The 25139-nt window shown below is 43.2% G+C and carries 23 protein-coding genes; 19 read left to right on the plus strand and 4 right to left on the minus strand.

What is annotated here, in order from left to right:
• Nucleotides 1-57: 57 nt before the first annotated feature.
• Nucleotides 58-567 (plus strand): anaerobic ribonucleoside-triphosphate reductase activating protein, encoded by a 510-nt coding sequence (gene nrdG / locus H164_RS0102120; protein ID WP_025829978.1) that lies wholly within the window; start codon nucleotides 58-60, stop codon nucleotides 565-567.
• Between the two features lie 95 nt (nucleotides 568-662).
• Here nrdG and H164_RS0102125 read toward each other — a convergent pair whose 3' ends face one another.
• A complete protein-coding gene (locus H164_RS0102125) occupies nucleotides 663-1112 on the minus strand; it encodes a type I restriction enzyme HsdR N-terminal domain-containing protein (protein WP_019967089.1) in 450 nt (149 codons plus the stop codon).
• 112 nt (nucleotides 1113-1224) lie between these two features.
• Here H164_RS0102125 and holA point away from each other — a divergent pair, with 112 nt between their 5' ends.
• The 11 genes from holA to H164_RS0102180 all read left to right on the plus strand — a co-directional run bounded on the left by holA (nucleotide 1225) and on the right by H164_RS0102180 (nucleotide 10946).
• Nucleotides 1225-2259, plus strand: a complete 1035-nt coding sequence (gene holA, locus H164_RS0102130) for a DNA polymerase III subunit delta (RefSeq protein ID WP_025829977.1) — start codon at nucleotides 1225-1227, stop codon at nucleotides 2257-2259.
• Between the two features lie 766 nt (nucleotides 2260-3025).
• Nucleotides 3026-3499 carry a helix-turn-helix domain-containing protein gene (locus tag H164_RS0102135; protein WP_019967091.1) on the plus strand — a complete coding sequence of 158 codons (474 nt, stop codon included), beginning with the start codon at nucleotides 3026-3028 and terminating at the stop codon, nucleotides 3497-3499.
• Between the two features lie 59 nt (nucleotides 3500-3558).
• Nucleotides 3559-4335, plus strand: a complete 777-nt coding sequence (locus H164_RS0102140) for a dihydroorotate dehydrogenase electron transfer subunit (RefSeq protein ID WP_019967092.1) — start codon at nucleotides 3559-3561, stop codon at nucleotides 4333-4335.
• On the plus strand, nucleotides 4323-5228 hold the full coding sequence (locus H164_RS0102145; protein ID WP_019967093.1) for a dihydroorotate dehydrogenase: 906 nt from the start codon (nucleotides 4323-4325) through the stop codon (nucleotides 5226-5228). The genes H164_RS0102140 and H164_RS0102145 overlap by 13 nt, the downstream gene beginning before the upstream one ends.
• 255 nt (nucleotides 5229-5483) lie before the next feature.
• The gene (locus tag H164_RS0102150) at nucleotides 5484-6050 is read left to right on the plus strand and encodes an FKBP-type peptidyl-prolyl cis-trans isomerase (RefSeq protein ID WP_019967094.1); all 567 of its coding nucleotides are present in this window, start codon (nucleotides 5484-5486) and stop codon (nucleotides 6048-6050) included.
• A gap of 18 nt (nucleotides 6051-6068) precedes the next feature.
• The gene (aroC, locus tag H164_RS0102155; protein ID WP_019967095.1) at nucleotides 6069-7148 is read left to right on the plus strand and encodes a chorismate synthase; all 1080 of its coding nucleotides are present in this window, start codon (nucleotides 6069-6071) and stop codon (nucleotides 7146-7148) included.
• Nucleotides 7149-7888: 740 nt separating this feature from the next.
• Nucleotides 7889-8752: a sigma-70 family RNA polymerase sigma factor gene (locus H164_RS0102160; RefSeq protein ID WP_019967096.1), complete on the plus strand. Its 864-nt coding sequence runs from the start codon at nucleotides 7889-7891 to the stop codon at nucleotides 8750-8752.
• 43 nt (nucleotides 8753-8795) lie between these two features.
• The gene (locus H164_RS14340) at nucleotides 8796-9275 is read left to right on the plus strand and encodes a hypothetical protein (RefSeq protein ID WP_025829975.1); all 480 of its coding nucleotides are present in this window, start codon (nucleotides 8796-8798) and stop codon (nucleotides 9273-9275) included.
• Between the two features lie 42 nt (nucleotides 9276-9317).
• Nucleotides 9318-10205, plus strand: coding sequence for a hypothetical protein (locus H164_RS0102170; protein ID WP_019967098.1), 888 nt, complete (start codon nucleotides 9318-9320; stop codon nucleotides 10203-10205).
• Complete coding sequence (locus H164_RS0102175) at nucleotides 10202-10663, plus strand: S24/S26 family peptidase (protein ID WP_019967099.1); 462 nt, start codon at nucleotides 10202-10204, stop codon at nucleotides 10661-10663. The genes H164_RS0102170 and H164_RS0102175 overlap by 4 nt, the downstream gene beginning before the upstream one ends.
• Before the next feature lie 16 nt (nucleotides 10664-10679).
• On the plus strand, nucleotides 10680-10946 hold the full coding sequence (locus tag H164_RS0102180) for a PqqD family protein (RefSeq protein ID WP_019967100.1): 267 nt from the start codon (nucleotides 10680-10682) through the stop codon (nucleotides 10944-10946).
• Nucleotides 10947-11189: 243 nt separating this feature from the next.
• Here the strand turns inward: H164_RS0102180 and H164_RS0102185 are convergent, their stop codons facing one another.
• Nucleotides 11190-13676 (minus strand): FtsK/SpoIIIE family DNA translocase, encoded by a 2487-nt coding sequence (locus H164_RS0102185; protein WP_019967101.1) that lies wholly within the window; start codon nucleotides 13674-13676, stop codon nucleotides 11190-11192.
• 110 nt (nucleotides 13677-13786) lie between these two features.
• Between H164_RS0102185 and H164_RS0102190 the strand changes: the two genes are divergently transcribed.
• From H164_RS0102190 to gmd, 5 genes are all read left to right on the plus strand, one after another.
• Nucleotides 13787-14437 (plus strand): 3'-5' exonuclease, encoded by a 651-nt coding sequence (locus H164_RS0102190; protein WP_019967102.1) that lies wholly within the window; start codon nucleotides 13787-13789, stop codon nucleotides 14435-14437.
• Between the two features lie 33 nt (nucleotides 14438-14470).
• A complete protein-coding gene (locus H164_RS0102195; RefSeq protein WP_019967103.1) occupies nucleotides 14471-15658 on the plus strand; it encodes a class I SAM-dependent rRNA methyltransferase in 1188 nt (395 codons plus the stop codon).
• Complete coding sequence (tilS, locus tag H164_RS0102200; protein WP_019967104.1) at nucleotides 15648-16991, plus strand: tRNA lysidine(34) synthetase TilS; 1344 nt, start codon at nucleotides 15648-15650, stop codon at nucleotides 16989-16991. The genes H164_RS0102195 and tilS overlap by 11 nt, the downstream gene beginning before the upstream one ends.
• A gap of 566 nt (nucleotides 16992-17557) precedes the next feature.
• A complete protein-coding gene (locus H164_RS0102205; RefSeq protein ID WP_025829970.1) occupies nucleotides 17558-18625 on the plus strand; it encodes a mannose-1-phosphate guanylyltransferase in 1068 nt (355 codons plus the stop codon).
• A 7-nt stretch (nucleotides 18626-18632) separates the two neighbouring features.
• Entirely contained in the window at nucleotides 18633-19727 is a 1095-nt protein-coding gene (gmd, locus tag H164_RS14345) for a GDP-mannose 4,6-dehydratase (protein ID WP_019967106.1), read from the plus strand.
• Between the two features lie 361 nt (nucleotides 19728-20088).
• Here the strand turns inward: gmd and prmA are convergent, their stop codons facing one another.
• Nucleotides 20089-20949, minus strand: a complete 861-nt coding sequence (gene prmA / locus H164_RS0102220) for a 50S ribosomal protein L11 methyltransferase (RefSeq protein WP_019967108.1) — start codon at nucleotides 20947-20949, stop codon at nucleotides 20089-20091.
• 140 nt (nucleotides 20950-21089) lie between these two features.
• Here prmA and H164_RS0102225 point away from each other — a divergent pair, with 140 nt between their 5' ends.
• Together H164_RS0102225 and H164_RS0102230 are read left to right on the plus strand one after the other, a co-directional pair.
• Nucleotides 21090-22136 (plus strand): hypothetical protein, encoded by a 1047-nt coding sequence (locus tag H164_RS0102225; RefSeq protein WP_025829969.1) that lies wholly within the window; start codon nucleotides 21090-21092, stop codon nucleotides 22134-22136.
• Nucleotides 22137-22166: 30 nt separating this feature from the next.
• Nucleotides 22167-23702, plus strand: coding sequence for an OmpP1/FadL family transporter (locus tag H164_RS0102230; protein ID WP_025829968.1), 1536 nt, complete (start codon nucleotides 22167-22169; stop codon nucleotides 23700-23702).
• 353 nt (nucleotides 23703-24055) lie between these two features.
• Here the strand turns inward: H164_RS0102230 and H164_RS0102235 are convergent, their stop codons facing one another.
• Complete coding sequence (locus tag H164_RS0102235; protein ID WP_019967111.1) at nucleotides 24056-25135, minus strand: acyltransferase family protein; 1080 nt, start codon at nucleotides 25133-25135, stop codon at nucleotides 24056-24058.
• Nucleotides 25136-25139: the final 4 nt, after the last annotated feature.

A 25139-nucleotide genomic window follows, 5' to 3' on the forward strand; every position in this document is an offset into this window, starting at 1 on the left:
AGCTAAGTCCTCTTCGCCTCATAAAGGCGAAGAGGGAGTTGGATTTATATATGAGTAATGATAAGTATCTTGGAGATTGTGCACGACACAATGGTTGACGGGCCGGGGTTTCGCACTTCGATTTATTGTGCCGGATGTCCAAATGCCTGTTCGGGCTGTCATAATCCACAATCGTGGGATATCCGTCATGGCACATTAATGACGACCGATGCAATCATGAGAGAGATCGTCTCTGACCCTTTTGCCAATGTTACTTTTACAGGTGGGGATCCGATGTTCCAGCCTGAAGGCTTCTTGGAACTGGCAATGGCTATTAAACATGAGACGGAAAAGACGATATGGTGTTATAGTGGGTTCGTTTTTGAGAGTTTAATGAAAAAGGAAGTGTCATGTCAGTTGCTGGAGAACATTGATGTATTGGTGGATGGTCCTTTTATAGAGACTCAGAAAGATAATGATTTGATTTTCAGAGGAAGTCGAAATCAACGGCTGATAGATGTCAAACGCTCACTAAAGGAAAAAATGGTCGTGCTATTAAATTATAATCCAAAGGGGGACTTCCTATAAGGAAAAAAATCAATATGTCTTAATTTGGAGTTGAATTCTCCGGATATTAGGTAGGAATATAGCTATAAATGAAGGCTTATTCTTGCTTGTTTTTGTTAAATTTCTTGATAGGCTGGGATATCACCTAAATATAAATATTTTTGATAGTCATAATCCATTTTACAACAATAATGTTGAATGCCGTTTGAGACGATGAGATAATCTACATGAAGAAGCATATTATAGGTTGTAATTTGATCGAACACTTTTTGAGTAATGGCGATATGAGGTGCCTTGTATTCTATGATGATACGTGGTTTGAGTTCTCTTGAATAAAGGACTGTGTCAGCTCGAAGAGTTTTATTGCCTATCTTGAGTCTCACTTCATTTGCCAAAAGGGTGGCGGGGTATCCTTTGTGATTAATCAAAAAATGAACGAAGTGTTGGCGTACCCATTCTTCTGGAGTAAGGGCAACGTACTTGCGACGTAAAATGTCGAAAATCGTTGGTTTGGTAGGCGTTCCGGATAACTTTATTTCGTAATCGGGTAGGTTTAATGGAATCATTTTATTATTTTTGCAGATAAAGAACAGGTTGATGAAAAAGACTTCCTTTTAGGATAAGTCTTTGTTTCTTGTTTTCTGCAAAGATAAACAATAAAAAATAAAATAGAGCGAAATGCCTGAAAAGAAAAATACAGGAACATCGTATGAAACGATAATGCGTGACTTAAAAGCACGTCATTTTTCACCTATATATATATTAATGGGTGACGAATCATATTATATTGATAAGATTTCTGATTATATTGCTGAACATGTATTGAGGCCGGAAGAACGTGATTTTAATCAAACCGTAGTGTTCGGCTCAGATATCTCGGCCTCACAAATCGTGGATTCAGCCAAAGCCTTTCCAATGATGGCCGAAAAACGAGTTGTGATAGTAAAAGAAGCACAGAATTTGAAGGGTACAGAACCTTTAGTGAAGTATTTCAAGCAGCCGGTGGTTTCCACAGTTCTTGTCCTTTGTCACAAGAATGGAAGCATTGATAAAAGAAAGAAGATTATTCCAGCAGCACAGGTAGGTGGTGCGGTTATTTTTGAGAGTAAGAAGCTTTATGAGCGCGAATTGCCGGGTTTTATAACATCTTATTTCATGCAACATGAGATTACTGTAGAGCAAAAGGCGGCCCAAATGATTGCGGATCATGTTGGGGCCGACTTACATAGACTAACTTCTGAGCTTGATAAGATTTTGATTTCTTTTTCTGAAGCTGACAGAATGGTAACTCCGGAAATTGTTGAAAAGGAAATTGGGGTCAGCAAAGATTTTAATGCTTTTGAATTACGAAGTGCTATTATTCAAAGAGACGTCTATAAGGCTAATTTAATTACGAAATATTTTGACAACAATCCCAAGGCTGGCTCCTTGTTTTCTTTTCTCCCAATGCTCTTTTCTTACTTTGAAAATTTGATGATAGCATTTTATTCACCAAACCGAAGTAATGAAAATGCGATTGCACAATTTTTGGAATTACGAAATGGATGGGCTGCAAGAGATTATCTTACTGGGATGCGAAATTACTCGGGAATGAAAACGATGCAGATAATTTCAAAAATAAGAGAAATAGATGCCAAAAGTAAGGGGTTAGATAATCCAAATACAGCTTCAAGTGAGTTAATGAAGGAACTTATTTTCTTCATTTTGCATTAAATGTGTCTTTTTTAATACTATTTTTTTCTAGATTGAGTGCTCTTATAGAGTACTTTTTTTATGGTAATCTCCGATAAATAAACGTTTTACCATAGTTTTTCCACCTCTAAAACTCGTATATTTTCAGCAAAGAAATCCCTTATCAAGAATATGTGAATTATGTTATTTTTTATCGATTTGGCACACTATGATTTCGAGATTAGTTTTTATTAACGTTTTACATTCTAAAACTTCGGAAACGAAAACCAAAAGCTCTGAATATTATTTTAGCCATGTAAACATAAAATACTCGTTTATAAATAATTCCTTTTTATCGGAATAAAGGTTTGTAAATGTGAAATATGGATATATATAATTATACGTATGTATATTCTTTAGTCGACATATAAGATACCTATTTGAATTTCAGCCGTTTATTTGTTTTTTATAAACTAAATAATAGAATATAGTATTTTCTTTGCATTTTAATATTGGATATTGAATAAATAATACAATACTCTTTATAGCTAATTATATATAACACATATATTTACACTCTAAATATTATATTACCTATTTTGATATTTTTCATTATGGGAAATTTTGTTTTGTTGCGATATATATATTCTATATATTTGTATATTTATAACACTAAATTTTAAATATAAAAATTTAAAAATTGAGTAACTAAATTTAATATACAAATGTTGTGTGTGTTATTTTTTCATTTTACCTTTGTAAAATCAATGAAAATTGAATGTTATACTCTAATTAAATATAAAGGTTTATGAAGGATAGAATAAAAACAATCATGGAAAGTCAGCATATGACTCAGCAGACCTTTGCACAATTCATACAAATATCTCCTGCATCATTGAGTAGTATTTTTAATGGAAGAACTAAACCAACATTGACCGTTGTTGAGGCTATTCGTTCAAAAATTCCATCTTTATCACTTGAATGGTTGATATTTGGTGTAGGTCCAATGTATAATAGCGATAAAGCGAGGTCTAATTTGGAGGTTGTAGAAGGAACATTTGCTGCTAAAGAGGGCTTAAATCATTTTGGTGAGCAAACAAAATCTCCTACTCCTTCACTTTTTGATCAAGACCAAGAAAGAATTCAGAATATAGGTAATACGCTTATTGATAATAAAGAAAAAACGGTAAAAATAATTGAAAAGCCGCAACGCAAGATTTCTGAGATAAGAATCTTTTATGATGATAGAACTTGGGAAACTTTTGTCCCACAGAAAAGTTAGCTATTGGTTAGAATGTTTTTTTTTCTTATATTTGCATCAACCAAATTGCAAAAGCAAATATGAAGAAATTCGTTCAAGATTTGACTGTCAAATCTGTAGAGATTCTTAGTTCTAAGCATGTGCTATTGAAACTTACTACAGAAGAAACACTACCACCAACAATTCCCGGTCAGTTTGTTGAAGTTCGGGTTGACAATTCACCCTCTACTTTTCTTCGGCGTCCAATTTCAATAAACTTAGTAGACTATCAGCAAAATGAGCTGTGGTTATTGATAGCTATGATAGGTGATGGTTCTCAACAATTGGGTAAACTTAAGGTTGGAGATACTTTGAATTGTTTGTATCCCTTAGGTAATGGGTTTACACTTCCCAACGATTCAAGTGAAAAAATATTATTAATTGGCGGTGGTGTGGGTATAGCTCCCCTTCTTTATTTGGGACATGAGATTAGGGCTAATAAAGGAAAACCCACATTCATTTTGGGTGCTAGGACAAAGAATGAATTGTTAGAGTTGGACTTATTCCAACAACTTGGCCGTGTTTTTATTACAACAGAAGATGGAAGTATGGGAGAAAAAGGCTTTGTAACTAATCATTCGATTCTCCAAAAAGAAAAGTTTTCAAGTATTTCTACTTGTGGTCCCAAACCAATGATGATGAATGTAGCACAATATGCATATGCGAATGATATACAATGTGAAGTCTCGCTAGAGAATAAAATGGCTTGCGGTTTAGGGGCATGTCTGTGTTGTGTAGAGAAGACTATTGATGGAAATATATGTATATGTAAAGAAGGACCGGTGTTAAATATTAAGAAATTATTATGGCAGATTTAAATGTAAAAATAAGCAATCTTCAATTTAAGAATCCCGTGATGACAGCTTCTGGTACTTTCGGTTACGGGTTGGAGTTTGCGGATTTAGTGCCATTACATGAGATTGGCGGCATAATAGTAAAAGGTACTACTTTACATTCGCGTGAGGGTAATGACAGTCCACGTATGGTGGAAACTGCAAGTGGAATGCTGAATTGTGTTGGGCTTCAAAATAAGGGTATTGACTATTTTTGTAAGCATATCTATCCACAAATTAGGGATATTGATACGAATATAATAGTCAATGTAAGTGGAGACAGTGCGGAGACCTATGCCGAATGTGCCCGGCGAATCAATGAATTGGACGCGGTTCCTGCGATAGAATTGAATATCAGTTGCCCTAATGTCAAAGAAGGCGGTATGGCATTTGGTGTATCATGTGCCGGTGCGGCGGGTATTGTCAAAGCGGTTAGGGCTGTTTATCAGAAAACTTTAATTGTCAAACTCTCTCCAAATGTGACGGATATTGTATCTATAGCCCGTGCATGTGAAGAGGAGGGAGCAGATGCCGTTTCGCTTATTAATACATTGATGGGGATGGCCATTGATATAGAAAAGCGCGAACCTCTATTGAGTATCCGCACCGGAGGCTTGAGTGGTCCGGCTATCAAGCCCGTTGCCCTGCGTATGGTTTATGATGTTGCTCATGCTGTTGAAATTCCTGTTGTGGGGCTTGGTGGTATTAGCAGTACGGAGGATGCCATTGAGTTTATGATGTGTGGTGCGACTGCAATTGAGATAGGAACAGCCAATTTTATTGATCCTACGATAACAAAAAAGGTGAAAGATGGAATAAACAGTTGGCTTGATGCACATGGCTGTAGAAGTATCCAAGAGATTATCGGAGTCGTTTGATTTCAATCATACCTTTGTTTTAACGTGAGTTGGATATCAGCCCCTTAGGAACAATAAATTCTGCGTTTCGTTCGTGAGTGACAAGTAAAAAATAGCAAATTTTGTGTTTCGCGCCTGTGCGACGACATAGAAAATAGGAAAAAGAGCTTTAAAAATCTCTTCGTCTATCGAACTCACATTGTTTTATTGTTTATGTTTTCGGCAAAAAGTACTATCTTTGCAAAGCGTTTAATCTATTTGTTTTATTTATCCATCATGAAGAAGTCTCTTAATAAATACATTGTTGCTTCATATAAATTGTATGATGTGACAGAGGGCAAAAAAGAATTGGTAGAAGAAACTTCGGCCGATCGTCCTTTTGTTTTCTTGAGTGGATTCGGTGTTACACTTCCTGCTTTTGAAGATGCGTTGGTTAATCTGGGCAAAGGAGAATGTTTCGATTTCTCGCTAACGGCTGAACAGGCTTATGGTGCGTATTATCAAGAACGTGTGATTGAGCTTGACAAATCTGTCTTTAAGGTTGATGGCAAGTTCGATGAAGCGCACATTGTTGTCGGGGCAATCGTACCACTTCAGAATGAAGATGGAAATCGCTTTAATGGTCGCATACTCACTGTCACGGCAGATAAGGTGAAGGTTGATTTGAACCATCCTTTCGCCGGCAAGAAACTTAATTTTGTCGGAAAGGTCATAGAGAGCCACGAAGCTGACAGTGAAGAAATAACCGATTTTGTGAACATGCTGAATGGAGAAAGCGGCTGCGGTAGTTGTAGCGGAAGATGTGGTGGCGGAAACTGCGAAGGTGGTTGTGGTTGCCATTGATGCAAAATAGTATGAGATATGGTGCGAAATAGTTTTGGTAATATATTTGTACTTACGACCTTTGGCGAAAGTCATGGAGTTGCTATAGGGGGTGTCATTGACGGAATGCCGGCTGGTATTGAGATTGATTTTGATTTTATTCAAAATGAGCTGAAACGCCGTCGCCCGGGGCAAAGCAAAATAACTACGAGTCGATCGGAACCGGACAAAGTTGAATTCTTCAGTGGTGTGTTTGAAGGTAAATCTACGGGGGCCCCGATTGGTTTTGCCGTCTATAATACCGATCAACATTCTAAGGATTACGACAATATGCGTGCGCTGTTTCGTCCTTCTCATGCAGATTTTACTTACTACAAGAAATATGGCGAGCGTGATTATCGGGGAGGAGGGCGCTCTTCCGCTCGTGTGACAATAGCGCGTTGCGTAGGTGGTGCTTTGGCTAAATTGGTGTTGAGGAAGCTACATATTGACATTAAAGCTTATACCTCGCAAGTGGGAAGTATCATTTTAGAGAATGATTATCATAAATATGATTTGGATACTATAGAGGATAACATTGTTCGTTGTCCGGACCAACGGAAAGCTACAGAAATGGCAGAACTCATTGAACAGGTGAAAAACGAAGGAGACACGATTGGTGGTGTCGTGAGTTGTGTCATAAAAGGCTGTCCGGTGGGACTTGGCGAACCGGAGTTCGGGAAACTTCATGCGCAGTTGGGAGCTGCAATGCTCAGTATTAACGCCGCGAAAGGTTTTGAATACGGTATGGGATTTGCCGGAGTGGGGAAACGTGGAAGTGAACAAAATGATGTCTTTCATTCTCAAAAAGGGAATATCTCCACAGTCACAAATCATAGTGGAGGTGTTCAAGGTGGCATCAGTAATGGGCAGGATATATTCTTCAGAGTTGCATTTAAGCCTGTTGCTACGCTTTTAATGCCACAAGAAACGGTAGATGAGCATGGAGATGCTACTTCTTTTCATGCGCATGGACGCCACGACCCCTGTGTGCTCCCGAGAGCTGTCCCTATTGTCGAGGCAATGGCTGCAATGGTGGTACTGGATAACTACCTTCTCAACTTGACAATAAAAGTATGAAATCGGCATATAGGCTTTTATGATGTAACGTGAGTTCGATATATTCCCGGGGAACTTGCAGAAGTCACTCTCACGATGGAGAGTGCAGCTCAGGGTAAAAGAACCCACCCGATAGCTTCTACGGCATCGGACGACAGCTTCTTTTCTCATTCGAGCCCTCAGATGACAGTTCCTTTTTACTTTTTTATCATCCGAGCCCTCGGAAAACAGTTTAATCTTTCTTTTTCTTCCATCCGAGGCCTCGGATAGCATTTTCCGTTAATTAATTTCACATCCGAGGCCTTGGGTAGTACTTCCTGTTAATTAATTTTATATCCGAGGTCTCGGATGGCATTTTCCGTTAATTAATTTTACATCTAAGGCCTCGGATAACTGTTCTTTTTCCATTTAATTTCCAGCCGAGCCCTCGGACGAGCCTTCTTTTTTTGTATTCCATTAATCCGATGCTTCAGAGACGCAGTTTTTCCTCCATAGGACTCATATCGAACGCACATAGGGCAGAACGCAGCACGAACTTCCTCATCATGAAAAGCGCAAGTATGGTAAGAAGACCAAGGGAAACATTGAACTTCGTAATATCGAAGCCGGAGTTTTACAAGTATTATTCGGAATGTTGCACTTGATGGGGGAGGCTTTACTTACAGAAATCAGTAGACTCCAGTTTTGTAAAAAAGATAAAAAGAATTGCACGTTACATATAAAAGTTGTATATTTGCCTACTGTATAGAGATTAGCACTTAATGAGACAACTGAAAATCACAAAATCAATTACTAATCGAGAAACGGCATCGCTCGATAAATACTTGCAGGAAATAGGGCATGAAGAACTGATTTCTGTTGAGGAAGAAGTTGAACTTGCACAACGAATTCGGAGAGGAGACCGTCAGGCATTAGAGAAATTGACGAGAGCTAATTTGAGATTTGTGGTTTCAGTCGCAAAGCAGTATCAGAATCAAGGATTAAGTTTGGCTGATTTAATAAACGAGGGTAACCTCGGTCTTATCAAAGCTGCTGAAAAATTTGATGAAACACGTGGCTTCAAGTTTATATCCTATGCAGTTTGGTGGATTCGGCAGAGTATACTTCAGGCAATAGCAGAACAGAGTAGAATTGTAAGATTGCCATTAAATCAGGTTGGGTCCGTAAACAAAATAAAGCGTGCACTCAATAAGTTCGAGCAAGAAAATGAGTGGTATCCCAGTATAGAGGAAATAGCGAAGAAGGTGGATATTCCGGAAGAAAAGATTGCAGATGCCATTAAAATGAATGGACGGCAAATCTCTGTTGATGCTCCCTTTACAGATGATGATGATTGTACTTTTTTGGATATCATGCCTAATAGTGATGCGCTTATGGCAGATAATGTCTTGGTTAGAGAGTCTCTTCAAGATGAAATTTCGAATGCACTCCAAACATTAAGCGAACGCGAACGTAACATTATTGAGGCCTTTTTCGGTATTAATCAATCGGAACTGACATTAGAGGAGATAGGAGATAAGTTCGGTCTGACTCGTGAACGTGTGCGGCAGATAAAAGAGAAAGCCATTCGTAGGTTGCGGCATCATGCGAAGAGTAAGAATCTGAAAACGTATCTTGGACAATAAAATAACTTTATATACGTTTGTAGTAAATAAATAACAGAAGGTAATGAGATTGGAAAGATTTTTTTTGATAGTGGTTGTGTTTTCCGTTTGTACCACGGTATTTGCCGGAAACAAAAACAAGGTATTCCTTTGTGGTTTCGCAGCTTCATTTAATGATTCAACCGTTTTTTTCACCGATATACAAGAGGTGGATTCTGCTGTAATAGATAAGAATCATTTCCTGTTTGGTCGCGATAATTATTCATATCAATTGCGTGATTACTTGACTTCACAGGGCTTTGAGCATGCAACTTGTGTGACATTATGGGCAACGGCACGCGATGTCATAGAAAAGAAATATCAGAAACTGAGAAATAAGTATGCGGTTATTGCTCAGAAAAGAACAAGAAGAAAGAATACAGCTCCCCTTACTATAAAGTATCTCACAACAGAACAGTTCCGTTATGAGGCTATCGTTCCTGAAGGGAATACCGTCTCTGTAGCAAAGCAATCAGCCGTGAAAACCAAGAAAGCAGGAAAGTAATCGGGCACAATCTTAGTTTTAGATACTGTTATCGTAAAACATATGGATTACTATTTCGAGATTGCCGAGCATTATATAAAAATCAGTCAGTTGGACGGCAATATTCCGCTCTTAAGCCTATTGCCTTCGTTTCAGCCGTTTTTATGTGATGCCGTCAGCGACGAAGAATTATTGTTCGGTTTTACGATAGACAATCACTTAAAGGCCGTTGATAAAAGTCGGCGGCATCCCATTAGGACTTTTGATACCGGAAATGGAGATACTGTCGTAGACAAGCTTTCGGATGGCGGTTATCAATACGTCGTCAAGAACATCAACAGGGACGCGTGTGCTTTATTGATATGCGATAAAGACTTCAGGACGTGTTCGTGTGCACTCAATGGAAGTTTGAATATGCAAAGTTTCGGTCTTAACAATGCACTCATGCTGACGATGGCCTTTGCGGGTAGTAAGCGCGACACGGTGCTGATACATGCATCTTTGGTCAGGAATAATAATTATGGTTATGCTTTCATTGCAAAGAGCGGCACGGGCAAGAGCACGCACGTCAGCCTTTGGCTGCGCTTTATCCCTGATTGCGATTTGATGAATGACGACAATCCAATTATCCGGCTCATCAATGGTACGCCATATATCTATGGGAGTCCGTGGAGTGGAAAAACACCTTGCTACCGCAAAGTAAAGGCACGCTTAGGGGCTATTACACAGATAGCACGCGCCCGGGAGAACTCCATTGAGCATCTTTCTGTGGTAAATGCTTTCGCTACACTCCTCCCATCGTGTTCGTCGATGAAGTGGGATGCCGATATCTTCAATCATATTTGCAGCATCGTAAGCGACATCATGGCCAAAACCCCCATATACACCTTGCACTGCAGGGCCGATCGGCATGCTGCTGAATTGTGTCACCAAACCATAACCGCAGAGTGAAGAAGATTTTCCCAAATGAACAGCTGATACCAGAGGTTATCTCGTTAATCGAACAAGGGCACACCGTGACGCTCCCGCTTCGTGGGTTCAGCATGCGTCCGTTCTTGGAAGACAATCGCGACAAGGCACTGTTGACAAAGCCGGACCGTTTGAAGGTGGGAGACCCCGTCTTGGCAGAGGTGCGCCCGAAGTTCTACGTCTTGCATCGCATCATTGCAATTGATGGCGAGCATGTCGTCCTTCGTGGCGACGGCAATCTGGCATGCGAGCATTGTCTGCAGAAAGACGTCAAGGCCGCTGTCATCGGCTTTTACAGAAAGAAACATAACTATCTAGACCGAACCGATGGTCTGAAATGGCGGCTATATTCACGCCTTTGGCTCTTTCTCTTTCCCATTCGCCGCTATCTGTTGGCCTTTTACCGACGCGTGTGGATAAAGTGTTTCGGACTGATTTAATAATAAATAAACACGTATGAAAACAAAACAAGGATTTATACTTCGCAACGTTTGTGGTGAGAACATTATTGTTGCGGAGGGCGAGACGAATATTGATTTCAGCAATATCATCAGCATGAACGAAACGTCTGCTTTCTTATGGAACAATATTCAAGGAAAAGAATTCACACACGACGATCTTGTCGATTTGCTGACCGAGACGTATCAGGTTGATGCGCAAAAAGCGCTCGAAGATGTTACCCGTCTTGTCGAAAACTGGAAATCAGCAGGAATTATAGAATAAGTATTGCTGTCCGATAAACATTTTCCGCACAGCAATAAAAATGACATGTGCATGGAAATGTAGAATGTTTCGCATGAGTTCTCGGCAATGTTTATTTCACTCAGAAATGATTTCAGCCATTTTACCTCGCAATCTCAGTCATATCAGGCGATAAAATGGCTGAAATCAAGTCGCAATATGACTAAGATAGAAAAGTCTTTGAAAGTCAATCAACTATATGCATTGTTGATGATGAATTTTCTTTCAAGCTTGTCGGTTACGTAACTGCATGATAAGGGCATTCAATTGGTTTTCATCTTGTATCAGCACCTCACGCGGTTTACTTCCTTGCGCAGTACCGACAATGCCCATATGTTCAAGCTGATCCATCAATCGCCCTGCACGATTGTACCCAATGGAGAAGCGACGTTGAATCATACTGGTTGAACCTTGCTGGGAAAGAACAATTGCATGGGCCGCTTCCTCGAAGTAAGGGTCGAGTGAAGAAATGTCAGTTGCCCCGTCACCTATACTACCACCGCTATTATCCTCGATTGGTTCGGGAAGTTCCATAGGCTCTATGGGGCCGGGCTCTTCACTGATGTAATCGTTTATATGCTCGATTTCGGGTGTATCGACAAAGGCACATTGCACGCGGACAGGCTCATTGCCATTCAAGAAGAGGAGGTCGCCCCGACCTACAAGCTGATTTGCGCCGGAACGGTCAAGAATTGTGCGCGAATCTATCTGGGAACTCACACGGAATGCCATTCTTCCGGGGAAGTTAGCTTTAATATTTCCTGTAATAATCTTTGTTGTCGGACGTTGTGTTGCAATCACCATATGGATACCGACAGCGCGTGCCAACTGTGCAATACGTGCAATCGGAAGTTCTATTTCCTTGCCAGCTGTCATGATAAGATCGCCGAACTCATCGATGATGACAACAATATAAGGCATGTAGTCGTGGCCTTTTGTGAGATCAAGCTTATGATTGACGAATTTAGCATTATATTCCTTGAGGTTCTTTGCACCAGCCATCTTCAATAAATCATAGCGATGGTCCATGAGTGCACAGAGACTGTTCAACGTTCTGACCACTTTGGTGACATCGGTGATAATGGGCTCTTCTTCATTTTCAGGCAGACAGGCCATAAAATGTCCCGAAATCTTGTGATAGACACTGAACTCGACCTTCTTTGGGTCTACAAGAACGAATTTCAGTTCATTTGGATGCTTCTTATATAATAATGATGTGATAATCGCATTCAGGCCGACAGACTTTCCTTGTCCTGTCGCACCGGCAACGAGCAAATGGGGAATCTTGGCCAAGTCAACCATAAAGACCTCGTTGGTGATGGTTTTTCCCAATGCCAAGGGCAGTTCCATCTTTGTTTCTTTGAACTTTTTGGAGTTAAGAATACTCTCCATGGAGACAATCTGCGGCCTTTTGTTCGGTACTTCAATACCAATGGTCCCCTTACCCGGTATAGGAGCAATGATACGAATACCAAGTGCCGAAAGACTCAAGGCAATATCGTCCTCTAAGTTTCGTATTTTAGAGATGCGTACACCCTCGGCCGGAGTAATCTCATACAGTGTAATGGTAGGGCCGACGGTAGCTTTAATCTCTCTGATTGATACACCAAAGCTGTTAAGCACTTCGACAATACGGGCATTGTTGGCCTTGATTTCTTCCATGTCAACATTGGGTTTGTCTTCTTCGTCATACTTTTTCAGAAGCTCAAGCGTTGGTTTCTTGTACTTAGTAAAAGGCTCCAAAGGGTCTATAGGTGTACTAAGGATATCTTCCAAGTTCACAACTGCACTGCCAGCTTTCTCTTCATTCTTGGCAATCTTCACTGTCAGCCGATTGTCATTTGCTGTCTGAGGCTCTGAATTGTTCGTAACGCTCAGCGTGGGAACTGCATTTGCTGGTAATGTATCTTTGTCAATGTTTCCAAAATCGGTAAGATCCACCACAGGGGCAGGAAAATCTTCGGGCAATCCCTGATTTATCGTATTGCTGTCTTCAGTTTCTTCGTTATTATCAGCCTCTGTATTGTGTTCGGAGTCAGCTGTGTCTATCTCGTGATTCGTAACCGTGAACTTGACTTTAGAAGTCAGATATTTCACCGGATTCATCGCTTTTCTAATAATAAAAATCGTTTCTGCGCTCAGATAAGTCAAGAAGGCAAGTGCCGTGAAAAGCAGAATTACGATTAATCCTGGGGCACCGACAATGTTCTCTAACTGCTGAACACAGAACAATCCGTGATTACCACCTGGATTAAAGAACAAATTTCCCATGACAGGAGTAAGGAACTTGGCAAATGTTATCGAACACCATATCATGGTCAACATCATACCAAAGAACCATTTCCACAGGTTGATGGTATAGATGCTCATCAGTTTCAGTCCGACTAAGACAATAAAAGCTGGAATAATGAAAGCCGGCAGGCCAAAATTAACCGACATGAGGGTGTAAGCCACAATGGCTCCGATGGAACCGCAATAATTTGTAATCGAACGGTTAGAGTTTATCCATTCTCCATGCCTTAAACTTTCAAGAATACTTTGGTCATCCTGCCCAGTAGAGAAGTAGGAGACCATAGCTATGATTACATAAATTGCAATTAAGAGGAGTATAAGTCCTAAAAGGAAATCTGTTTTTTCATTACTGAAAATATTGCGAAAGCCGACTGCCTCACCAATACTCTTGGGTTTGCGGTCAGATTTTTTCCTTGCCATGTTTATAGAGTCGATATTGTATTTCTTGCAAAATTAGTGTAAAATTCCGAGAAAAGGCGTTCTTTTCGTAACTTTTTTCTAATTTTGCACGTTGGAACAAGCCATTTATAATGAAGAAGACAATATACAGCAAGTTTGATAAAAAAAAGATTACCAATCTCCCTATCGTTCAATTTCCGGGAAGGATCATTACAATCGTCAGTGAGACAGATGCCGATAAGGCCGTTGATTATCTCTTATCGCGTGATATCTTAGGCGTAGATACCGAAACCCGGCCGACCTTTCATAAGGGAGAACAGCATAAGGTTGCATTATTGCAAGTTGCATCGCGTGACACTTGTTTCTTATTCCGGCTTAACGATATAGGAATGCCTGCCTCAATTATAAGATTGTTAGAAGACCAGACCGTTCCAAAAATCGGTTTGTCATGGCATGACGACATTCTTTCTTTGCACCGCCGCACAGAGTTTACACCGGGATATTTTATCGATTTACAGAATGTGGTAGGTGAGATTGGTATAAAAGATCTCAGTCTTCAGAAGCTTTATGCCAATCTCTTTCATCAAAAGATAAGTAAACGACAACGGCTGACAAATTGGGAAGCAGATATATTGAATGACAAACAGAAGCAATATGCAGCCACGGACGCTTGGAGTTGTATTAAACTCTATGAAGAGGTTAAGCGACTGCATGAGACAAAAGATTATGAGTTGATCGTTCCGCTGGAGGTTACTGAAAACAACAATGACTATGCTGTCTGACAAGTTTTGTTAATCATCGAAATATTTGAACTTATGTATAAATCTGTCTATCTCAAAAAAGGGAAAGAAGAATCGTTGAACCGCTTCCATCCATGGATTTTCTCGGGTGCCATTCATCACATGGAAGAAGGCATAGAAGAGGGAGATATCGTCAATGTATTCACTGCGACGAACGATTTTATTGCGGTCGGTCACTATCAGATTGGCTCTATTGCCGTACGCGTGCTTTCGTTTTCAGAAGAGGAAATCAATCATTCTTTTTGGTGTAGTCATTTGGAAAGTGCTTTGAAAATGCGGCAACGCATCGGCATTGCAGATAATGACAACAACAATACGTATCGATTGGTACATGGCGAAGGCGACGCTCTGCCCGGATTGATTATAGATTGTTATGACGAAACGATGGTCATGCAGGCACACAGCGTAGGCATGCATGCTTCCCGCAAGGCGGTGTGCCGTGCATTGGTTGAAGTTATGGGTAACCGCATGAAGCACGTTTATTACAAAAGTGAGACCACACTTCCATTCAAGGCCGAACTCGAACAAGAAAACGATTTTATTCATGGCGGGACAGACAATGATATTGCCATTGAGAACGGGTTGAAGTTTCATGTGGACTGGTTACATGGACAAAAAACGGGATTCTTTATCGATCAAAGAGAGAATCGCAGTCTGTTGGAGCACTATGCTAAGAACAAAAGCGTACTGAATATGTTCTGTTATACGGGCGGCTTTTCCGTTTATGCCATGCGTGGGCAAGCCAAGATGGTTCATTCCGTTGATAGTAGTGCCAAAGCCATAGAACTGACAAACAGAAACATTGATTTGAATTTCCCCGGTGATAAACGCCACAAGACCTTTTGTGAAGATGCGTTCAAGTATTTGGACAATACAGACAACGCCAACAAATATGATTTGATAGTTCTCGATCCTCCGGCATTTGCCAAACATCGCAAAGCACTTCATAATGCTTTGAAAGGTTATACTCGGTTGAATGTGAAAGGATTGCAGCGCATTAAGCAGGGCGGTATCTTGTTTACGTTCAGCTGTTCTCAGATAGTTTCAAAAGAAAACTTCCGTAATGCTGTGTTTACAGCTGCGGCGCAGGCAGGGCGCAAGGTGAGGATTTTGCATCAACTTCATCAACCTGCAGACCATCCCATCAACATTTACCATCCGGAGGGAGAATACTTGAAAGGCTTGGTGCTTTATGTTGAGTAGTTTCGCACATGGTGTCAAAGCGTTTATCGATAGGAACCGTTTGTTGAAGACCGATGGTTTCTATCTGCTTGCTTTAAGTGGGGGCAGTGACAGTGTGGCTCTGTTCCGTGTGATGATAGAACTCGGCTATCGTTTCGCTGCCGTTCACTGCAATTTTCAATTGCGTGGAGAGGAATCTCAGCGTGATGAATTATTTTGTGAGCAACTTTGCCTCGCTCAAAAGGTCCCATTCCATCGTGTTCATTTCGATACAAAAGCCTATGCCAAGCTTCATCGTGTCAGCATTGAGATGGCCGCACGCGAACTGCGCTATCGTTATTTTGAACAATTGAGAAAAGATTTGGGAGCAGATGCCATTCTTGTGGCCCACCATAACGATGATTCCGTCGAAACTTTTTTGCTTAATCTGATATGCGGAACCGGAATTCACGGGCTATTGGGAATAAAACCGAAAAACGGTTTCATCGTTCGGCCGTTGTTATCCATCGGCCGTTCCGACATAGAAGCATATTTATCCGGTATCGGGCAAGCGTTCGTGACAGACTGCAGCAACCAAATTGCCAATGTCAAGCGGAATATGATCAGGCTGAAAGTGTTACCACTGCTCCGCGAAATTAATCCTTCCGTGTCAAACGGCATTGCTTCGACAGCCAAACGATTGGGGCTTGTGGCGCAGACATTCGATAAAGCTATGACTGAAAGCATTGCGGCAGTAACCTCTCATCAAGGGGCGGACAACTGTGTCATAGACATTCGGCAGCTGAAAAAAGAAACGGCACCGGAGTACACGTTGTATTCCATTCTCAAAAAATATGCGTTTTCATCGGCCCAGATAGAAAGTATTGCATGCTCACTCGATGCGCCTTCGGGGAGAAAATGGTTATCGAAGTCGCACGAACTGGTCGTGAGCAGAGGACAACTGATTGTCGTTCCTCTTTTTCAGGACGCGAACCGTTCCCTGAGTCTGACCGAACCGGGGCGCTATGTCTGGAATGATGTGATGAAGTTTGATGTCGCCTTGTGTGATATTCCATCGGATTTTTCCCCGAGTCGTAGTAAAAACATCGTTACATTGGCTGCTGACAGCGTCCGTTTCCCGCTGCTTGTCCGTCATGTCCACAAGGGCGATAGATTCCGCCCGTTGGGAATGAAGGGGAGTAAGCTCGTCAACGACCTGCTGACAGACCTGAAACTTTCATTAGACGAGAAACAACGTCAGCTGGTTGTCGTCGATGCAGCCGATAAGATTATTTGGGTCGTGGGGAGAAGGATAGATGACAGCGTCAGCGTAACATCCGAAACGACAGAAATACTACGCTTACAAGTTCTTTAAAAGCCTGCTTTTAACCTCTGCCGAAAGTCAAGGGGTAAAATACATATCAGCGGGAGCCCCGCCGGAAGTCAAAACTCAAAAGACGTATCTGCGGAAGTTCCGCCGAAGATAAAATGTTAAGAAACGTGTCTGCGGAAGTTCCGCCAAGCTGTAAATGTTAAGAAATGTATCTGCGGAAATTCCGCCGGCTCTTTCCAAATAGAAGTGCAAAATCTTGGTGGTGTTTGACACTATGCAAAACAACACGGGGCTTGCCTTGCGGCCGGGGGGGGGGAGCCCCCAAAGAGCCCGGTGGAAGACTTAAGCAATGCAAAAAAGGAGGAGAACGTGTCCGCTTCCAACATGGAGGTCAACTCTTGGTATCATCCATTAAGAATTGGGGTTCTGTCTTGAATGTTTAGAATTCTGCCAATATATAGCCAACGGTAGCAGTTTACAATTTATAATGTACAGAGGTGAATCAACAAGGTTCTCGATTTTTATGCCCGAGGGCAATTTCATTCCTTATCATTTGCCCATGTATGGAAAATTATGTAACTTTGGGCCTGATTAAAAATTACAGAGTTATGGCTGATAAAAATAATCATTTAGTTATCATGGCCGGCGGTGTCGGCAGTCGCTTCTGGCCGATGAGCACGGCAGCACGCCCCAAGCAGTTTATTGACGTGCTGGGCGTTGGGCGTTCCTTGCTGCAGTTGACCTACGACCGTTTCAAAGGAATTTGCCTACCCGAGAACGTCTGGGTCGTGACCAACAAAGACTACGCCGAGAGCTGTCGGGAACAATTGCCCGATATTCCGGCTGAGAATATACTGCTGGAGCCGTGCCGTCGCAACACGGCACCCTGCATTGCCTATGTCAGCTGGCGTATCAAGTCGAAAGACCCGAGGGCAAACGTCGTCGTCACACCAAGCGACCATATCGTTACCGACACGGCAGAGTTCAGGCGTGTTGTCGCTTCATGCCTGAAGTTCGTGGGCGAAACTGATGCTATCGTCACATTGGGCATGAAACCCACCCGTCCCGAAACGGGTTACGGCTATATTCAGGCTGACCTCTCCACCGCTTCGCCTCGCAATAAGGAGATTTTCCGCGTGGATTCGTTCCGCGAGAAGCCCGATGCCGATACGGCTACGAAATATATCCGGCAGAACAATTATTTCTGGAATGCAGGCATTTTCATCTGGAGTGTTGGCACCATCGTCAACGCGTTTAGGGTCTATCAGCCCGCCATCTCCAAAGTCTTCGAGGGAATGGAACGCATTTACGGGACGGCAGAAGAACAGTCGTTCATTGATGAACGCTACCCCGAATGTGAGAGCATTTCCGTGGACTATGCCATCATGGAGAAAGCCGAGGAAATCTTCGTGTGCCCGGCTGACTTCGGTTGGAGTGACCTCGGCACATGGGGCAGTCTGCTTGCCGAAAGCCGAAAAGACCTCTACGGTAACAGTCTCATCGGCGACAATATTACACTGTTTGACTCCCACAACTGTATTGTCCACACCATGCAGGAGAAGCAAGTGGTCGTGCAAGGGCTCGACGGCTACATCGTTGCCGAGAACGATGGCCGGCTATTGATTTGTAAACTATCCGAAGAACAGCGTATCAAGCAGTTCTCCGAAAACAAATAAAAGAATAATGGAAAGAAAAACAGCACTTATCACTGGTATCACCGGACAGGACGGTTCGTATTTGGCCGAGTTCCTCTTGGAGAAAGGCTACGAGGTGCATGGCACCATACGCCGCTCTTCCGTCGACTACCGCGAGCGCATTGCCCATTTGGAGGGCCATCCTCATTTTCATTTGCACTACGCTGACTTGAGTGACTCGATGAGCATTCTGGGCGTCGTCGGCCAAATCCGACCGACAGAAATCTATAATCTCGCGGCGCAGAGCCATGTGCAGGTGAGTTTCGACTCGCCCGAATTCACGGCCGACGTGGATGCTGTCGGTGTGCTACGCGTGTTGGAAGCCGTTCGCCAATTAGGTCTCACCGATTCCTGCCGCATCTATCAGGCCAGCACGTCAGAACTCTACGGCAAGGTGGAGGAAGTGCCGCAGAACGAAAACACGCCTTTCCACCCCTACAGCCCCTATGCAGTGGCCAAGCAATATGGTTTTTGGATTGTGCGTGAATACCGTGATGCCTATAACATGTTCTGCTGCTCGGGCATTCTGTTCAATCACGAGAGCGAACGCCGTGGCGAAACGTTCGTCACGCGAAAGATTACGCTGGCCGCCGCACGTATCAAGCAGGGCAAACAAGACAAACTCTTGCTGGGCAACCTGAGTTCATTGCGCGACTGGGGCTATGCCAAGGACTACGTGGAGTGCATGTGGCTCATCTTGCAGCACGACAAACCTGAAGATTTCGTCATCGCTACGGGCGCACAGCACAGTGTGCGCGAGTTTTGTTACTATGCTTTCAAGCGTGTGGGCATCGAACTGGAGTTCAAGGGCGAGGGCATCGACGAGAAAGGCATTGACAAGACCACGGGAAAAGTGCTCGTTGAAGTCAGCCCCGACTTCTATCGCCCGACGGACGTCGTCAACCTATGGGGCGACCCCACCAAGGCCAAGGCCGAATTGGGCTGGAATCCCGACAAAACGAGCTTCGAAGAACTCGTCAACCTCATGGTCGATAGTGACATGGCCAAAGTGGCTTCGGAGGGTGCAGCCGAGAAGGTGCGTACCAATTTGGCCGAATACCTTGAAAAAGGCATTGTTAAATAGTCTTTTTCCCATTTTATATTTCACGCATATCCGCTTTGGAATATGCGTGAAATCTTTTTATATTATTGTCCGGTAGACCTTTTTCGTATATAGAACCACAAGCTTGTCAATTGTAAACCACAAGGTTATGACTCGTAAATGTCAAGATCTTGAAAACATATCGGGCAGATGTTGATAATCAATGCCTTACTATCAGTTCATAATATCAGCCATTTTAGCCCTCAATATCAGCCATTTCACCGTGTAAGATGGGCCATATTGTGCGGTGAAATGGGTCATTTTGTCAGGCGATATGGGACGGACTTGTTTTCTGAATGAACCAAAAAGGATAACCATTTGGATGATAGCGCATGCAAAGCGCCTACAACGTAAGGATAAGACAGGCCCAATCGCCCTCTTGTTTCCGTCCGAATTCTTCCAATCCAAGTTGTCGTGCATGTTTCAGAAGCAGGGGAATGTCGGCCAAATAGAAGCCGCTGAGTATCAGCAAGCCGCCTTTGGCCATGACATTCTTAAAAGTTTCCAAATCGTTTAAGAGTATGTTGCGGTTGATGTTGGCCATGACAACGTCGAAAACCCCGCTGATATGGTTCAGCACATTGGCATCGCCATGGTACACCTCCATGTTTTCTACGCCGTTAAGTGCGGCATTATGCCGGGAATTCTCTACGCTCCACTCGTCTATATCATATCCGATAACACGCTTTGCTCCATGCTTCGCGGCGACAATCCCCAATATTCCGGTGCCACAACCACAGTCGATCACACGCTTATCTTTCAGGTTCTGGTGGAGCAGGGTAGAGACTATCAATCTCGTTGTCTCGTGTGTTCCGGTCCCAAAGGCCAATCTTGCGTCAATGAAAACATGCTCTGTCTTGCCGGTTGTGGCGGGAACAGGCTTCTTGGCATCGCAAATCAAGAGTCTTCCTTCAATATCGATAGGTTCGAAGCCCTGTGCCTCCCATTCTTGGTTCCAGTCTTTATCATCAGCATTTCTCACTGTATAAGTGATGTGAACGCCCGGTATAATGAAATGTTCGATAGCCTTCTTCATCACGTCTTCATTCCAATTCTCCGTTTGGGCGAATGCTTTGAGTCCGTTTTCAGTGTCTTCAAACGATTCACAACCGGCCTCTCCGGCTGCATCTGCTAGCAAAGCGCGTGCGTCATCAGCAGTTTCTGGGTTGCATTCCAGCTTGAAATCAATCTCGAAATACTTCATAATGTTGTTTAATTTTGGTGCAAATATATAAAAAATAGGGAAAAACCTATCGCCGATTAGGGAATTTCCTTATTTTTGCAATAGAAGAATAAATAATTTTGTAACTGAAAATAAGTGTAATTAAATAGGGAGACAATAATATGAAAAAGCTTGTTCTCATGACAGTTCTTGCCGGATTTTTGCCATTATCAATGATGGCACAGGACGACGACCTCTATTTCACACCGAAAAAGAGTTCGGAAACCGGCCCTATGGTTGAAAAATCAACCTATTATTCAGGCAGTGACCGCAGCGTTGATGAGTACAATCGTCGCGGGAAATATTGGAGTCACTATCAGAAGATAGGCACTGACGGAAAGGGAAACGACATTATTCAGTTCTCCAAGGGCAAGGGTGTCTATCCCGATTCCACGTATATCGACACCACCTTTGTCGGAAAGTATTATGATTCCATGACAGATGCCGACGATTATAGATACACACAGCGCATGAGTCGCTGGGATGGTTTCTATAATCCGTGGTATTATAGTTATTCATGGGGCTTTGGCCCTTATTGGGGCTATGGTCCTCGCTGGCGTTATGGCTGGTACGACCCGTTCTATGACCCTTGGTATGATCCATGGTATTATGGTTACTACGGCTATGGTTATGGCTATCCATACTATGGTTATGCCGGTTGGTATGGCGGATGGTACAGTCCATGGTATTACGGTGGCTATTATGGCGGTTATTATGGCTATCCTTATTATAGTGGATACGTAAGCTATAATCGTCCGACAGGCACGATGAACCATAGTTATGCTTCCAATTCAACTTCGTTCCCAACCGGTTCGTTTGGCGAAGCGCGTAGTCGTTTCAGCGGTAGCCGCTCTTCTATGTCGTCAACACCGGGCGTTCGTGTTGGTAACAGCGGCATGTTCGGAGGCTCAAGGGCCGTGGGTGGCAGTCGTTCTTACAACAATGGCAACACGGACATACCTTCACGCTCTTACAATAACAGTCCTTCACGCGGTTCCTATAATCAGGTTCCCACTCGTTCCTATAATTCGAGCAGCTTTAACTCGGGCTCTTCTTTCGGTGGTAGCGTTCATTCCGGTGGCGGATTCTCAGGCGGTCATTCCGGAGGAGGCTTCTCCGGAGGAGGCGGAGGCTTCTCTTCCGGTGGTTCGTTCGGTGGACGTAGATAAGCTATAAAACAACAAAGTAAAAGAATGGATATGAAAAATTTATATATTTCTATTGCAGTGCTTTCCCTATGTGGGTTGCCTGCAATGGCTCAGGAGACTTATGAGAATACGAAGCTCGTTGATAACGATTTGAACGGTACGGCCCGTTATGTCGGTATGGGCGGTGCAATGGAGGCATTGGGAGCCGATATATCGACGATGGGCACTAACCCTGCGGGCATAGGTCTGTTCCGCAAGTCGAAGGTCGACATGTCCTTTGGACTTGTCAGCCAGCAAGACGCAACCAAGTTCAACACTTTGGGCAAGACAAACGCCAGTTTCGACCAGATAGGCTTTGTATATGTGCTCAATAAAACCTCGAATTCGGTTTTCAACATAGGTTTCAACTATCACAAGAGCCGCAACTTCGACCAGATTTTAAGTGCAGCCAATACGCTGGATAATGCATCACAGAACAAACTGACGTATCAGAAGTATCGTAAGGGCATCTTTACTGATAAGAAAAGCATGACCTATAATCAGATAGATAACCTCTATATGGAGAATCTGCTTTATAATAACAAGGATAAGAAGTACTATAACTTCCCGGCGACAGGCTATCTCTATAATGAGGAAAACAAAGGTTATATCGGCGAATATGATTTCAACATGAGCGGAAACATCAACAACCGCGTTTACTTGGGCCTGACTGTTGGGCTGCACGATGTGCATTATCGCAGCTATTCCGAATACACCGAGAACTTTGCACCCAACAGGGATAATATCCCCGGCCTGACTTTGAACGACAATCGCGAGATAACGGGTACGGGATATGACGTAAAGTTCGGCGCAGTCTTCCGTCCGTTCGACGCAAGCGCATTCAGATTGGGTGTTTATATCCATACGCCGACATGGTATGACCTGACAACGTCGAACTATTCGACGATGACCGACGGAAATGTAGCAAAACCAACGAATGAATCCTACGACTTCAGAATAGACACGCCTTGGAAGTTCGGCTTGAGCTTGGGCCATACGATAGGCAACTTCATTGCCTTGGGTGCCACTTACGAATATGCCGACTACGGAGCCATCAGCACACGCATCAAAGATGGCGGTTATTATGATTCTTGGTCTGGTTCTTATTACGAGAACAGCCACAGAGATAAGGCGATGAATGCGCACACGGAGGCCACGTTGAAGGGCGTTCACACGCTGAAGTTGGGAGCCGAGGTCAAGGTTATGCCCGAGTTGGCGGTACGTGTGGGCTATAATTACCTGAGTGCGATGTTCAATGAGAATGGTGCGAAGAATGGAACCGTTGCTTCTCCCGGCTCATACTATGCAAGTTCTACGAGCTTTGTGAATTGGAAAGCTACGAACCGTCTCACTTGCGGCTTAGGCTATACGGCCAAGAATTTCAATATCGACTTGGCTTATCAGTACAGTGCACAGAAAGGGGACTTCTATCCGTTTATGAACTATTACGAAAGTAACACGTCGTCTCCGGAGGACAACATCGCAACCATGACCAAAGTGAACAACAAGCGTCATCAGTTGCTCCTGACATTGGGCTACCGCTTCTGACCAATAAACAATAAAAGGAATTTGTCTCTCGGCAAATTCCTTTTATTTTGTTCCCATTATTCCTTATATCGGTCCGATTTAGGCTCAACATCCGGCTTGACCTTCAATATCATTCCTATTGTACACATATTATCTATCCTGTTGTATAGATACTATCTATCCTCTCCGATACATACTATCTATCCTGTTGCATAGATACTATCTATCCTTTCCTATAGATACTATCTATCCTCAAGGACTCTAAGTATAAGGTGTCAAGGACTCTAAGTATAAGTCCTTTCATACCTCCAATAGGAGTCCGATCGTACCTCCAATGGAAGTCCTCTTGCACTTCCACTGGAGGTCTTATTCACTTATAACTTGATGTAGATTTTCTTCTTCCACAGCGGGTAGCCGATGGCTGCATGGAGCAGGGTGAAGAGCAGTGCATATACCAATGAAGCAAGATAGGGATTGATGATGATGGCATGAAGCGTGCCGTATAACTCTTCCTTCCATGCCCGGCTGCCGAACAGAATGGAGAGCAGTTCGCTGACTACATAGAGGAACAAAGGATTGGTTCCAAAAACAAGAAAGAAGGTCAATCGCGAGCGTGAGACGCCTTTCATGTCGATGACGTACATCAGGAGACCCAAGCATGTTGCGGCCAATCCGCAGGTTATGCAGACGTAACTCGGACTCCAGATGCGTTTGTTCAGTGGTAGGCCGAAGCTCGCCAGATAGCCGATGAGAACAAGGACGCCGCCGACTAACAGGCATTTCAATACTTTCTCTTCCGTCGTTCGGGCCATAGCCATCAGTCTGCCGCAGTAAAAGCCGATGAGCGTGTGGGCTATAGCCGGCAAACTGCTGGCAAGTCCTTCGGGGTCGACGGGGCTTTTATGGTAGAGATGTGCTTGGCCGAAAAGGTGAATGTCGATTTGTGCGATAAGGTTTTGCTGGCTGTCGTAGGCATAGCCGTTTCCGAGCATCAGGAACATAGCGTAGGCCATCAGCAGCGTTGCAATCAGGGGTAGGATACGTTTGTGGTTGATGCTGAGCGCAAAGACGCTGACGGCACCATAACAGATGGCAATTCGCTGCATGACGCCCCATATCCGGAGGTGTTCGAAGTCTAAGGCACGGCCTTGCTGCAGTAGGTCGAACCAATTGATGAACAAACCTATTGCGAACAAGAGCACCGTTCGCTTGGCAATCTTGTATGCTGTCTGCCTGTTCCACGCGAAGTTTGTCTGCTTCAGGCTGAGGAATGTGGATATACCCATGATGAAAAGAAAGAAAGGGAAGACGAGGTCGCAGGGTGTCATTCCGTTCCATTTGCTGTGTTGCAGCGTAGCATAAATGTGTTCGCCGGCGCCGTTGTTCACAAGTATCATCAAACAAACCGTCATTCCGCGAAGCACGTCAAGGGAGAGGAGTCTTTTCTTTTCCATATCG

Origin of the sequence: Segatella maculosa DSM 19339 = JCM 15638 (assembly GCF_000382385.1) — a bacterium.
GTDB lineage: Bacteria > Bacteroidota > Bacteroidia > Bacteroidales > Bacteroidaceae > Prevotella > Prevotella maculosa.

Bases quoted from the DNA above. Each gene is read 5' to 3' on its own strand.
- H164_RS0102180 (WP_019967100.1), top strand. From the start codon at position 10,680: ATGAAAACAAAACAAGGATTTATACTTCGCAACGTTTGTGGTGAGAAC.
- H164_RS0102145 (WP_019967093.1), top strand. From the start codon at position 4,323: ATGGCAGATTTAAATGTAAAAATAAGCAATCTTCAATTTAAGAATCCC.
- gmd (WP_019967106.1), top strand. From the start codon at position 18,633: ATGGAAAGAAAAACAGCACTTATCACTGGTATCACCGGACAGGACGGT.
- aroC (WP_019967095.1), top strand. From the start codon at position 6,069: ATGGTGCGAAATAGTTTTGGTAATATATTTGTACTTACGACCTTTGGC.
- H164_RS0102190 (WP_019967102.1), top strand. From the start codon at position 13,787: ATGAAGAAGACAATATACAGCAAGTTTGATAAAAAAAAGATTACCAAT.
- H164_RS0102195 (WP_019967103.1), top strand. From the start codon at position 14,471: ATGTATAAATCTGTCTATCTCAAAAAAGGGAAAGAAGAATCGTTGAAC.
- H164_RS14340 (WP_025829975.1), top strand. From the start codon at position 8,796: ATGAGATTGGAAAGATTTTTTTTGATAGTGGTTGTGTTTTCCGTTTGT.
- prmA (WP_019967108.1), bottom strand. From the start codon at position 20,949: ATGAAGTATTTCGAGATTGATTTCAAGCTGGAATGCAACCCAGAAACT.
- H164_RS0102160 (WP_019967096.1), top strand. From the start codon at position 7,889: ATGAGACAACTGAAAATCACAAAATCAATTACTAATCGAGAAACGGCA.
- tilS (WP_019967104.1), top strand. From the start codon at position 15,648: ATGTTGAGTAGTTTCGCACATGGTGTCAAAGCGTTTATCGATAGGAAC.
- H164_RS0102140 (WP_019967092.1), top strand. From the start codon at position 3,559: ATGAAGAAATTCGTTCAAGATTTGACTGTCAAATCTGTAGAGATTCTT.
- nrdG (WP_025829978.1), top strand. From the start codon at position 58: ATGATAAGTATCTTGGAGATTGTGCACGACACAATGGTTGACGGGCCG.
- H164_RS0102135 (WP_019967091.1), top strand. From the start codon at position 3,026: ATGAAGGATAGAATAAAAACAATCATGGAAAGTCAGCATATGACTCAG.
- H164_RS0102235 (WP_019967111.1), bottom strand. From the start codon at position 25,135: ATGGAAAAGAAAAGACTCCTCTCCCTTGACGTGCTTCGCGGAATGACG.
- H164_RS0102225 (WP_025829969.1), top strand. From the start codon at position 21,090: ATGAAAAAGCTTGTTCTCATGACAGTTCTTGCCGGATTTTTGCCATTA.
- H164_RS0102230 (WP_025829968.1), top strand. From the start codon at position 22,167: ATGAAAAATTTATATATTTCTATTGCAGTGCTTTCCCTATGTGGGTTG.
- H164_RS0102125 (WP_019967089.1), bottom strand. From the start codon at position 1,112: ATGATTCCATTAAACCTACCCGATTACGAAATAAAGTTATCCGGAACG.
- H164_RS0102150 (WP_019967094.1), top strand. From the start codon at position 5,484: ATGAAGAAGTCTCTTAATAAATACATTGTTGCTTCATATAAATTGTAT.
- H164_RS0102170 (WP_019967098.1), top strand. From the start codon at position 9,318: ATGGATTACTATTTCGAGATTGCCGAGCATTATATAAAAATCAGTCAG.
- H164_RS0102205 (WP_025829970.1), top strand. From the start codon at position 17,558: ATGGCTGATAAAAATAATCATTTAGTTATCATGGCCGGCGGTGTCGGC.
- holA (WP_025829977.1), top strand. From the start codon at position 1,225: ATGCCTGAAAAGAAAAATACAGGAACATCGTATGAAACGATAATGCGT.
- H164_RS0102185 (WP_019967101.1), bottom strand. From the start codon at position 13,676: ATGGCAAGGAAAAAATCTGACCGCAAACCCAAGAGTATTGGTGAGGCA.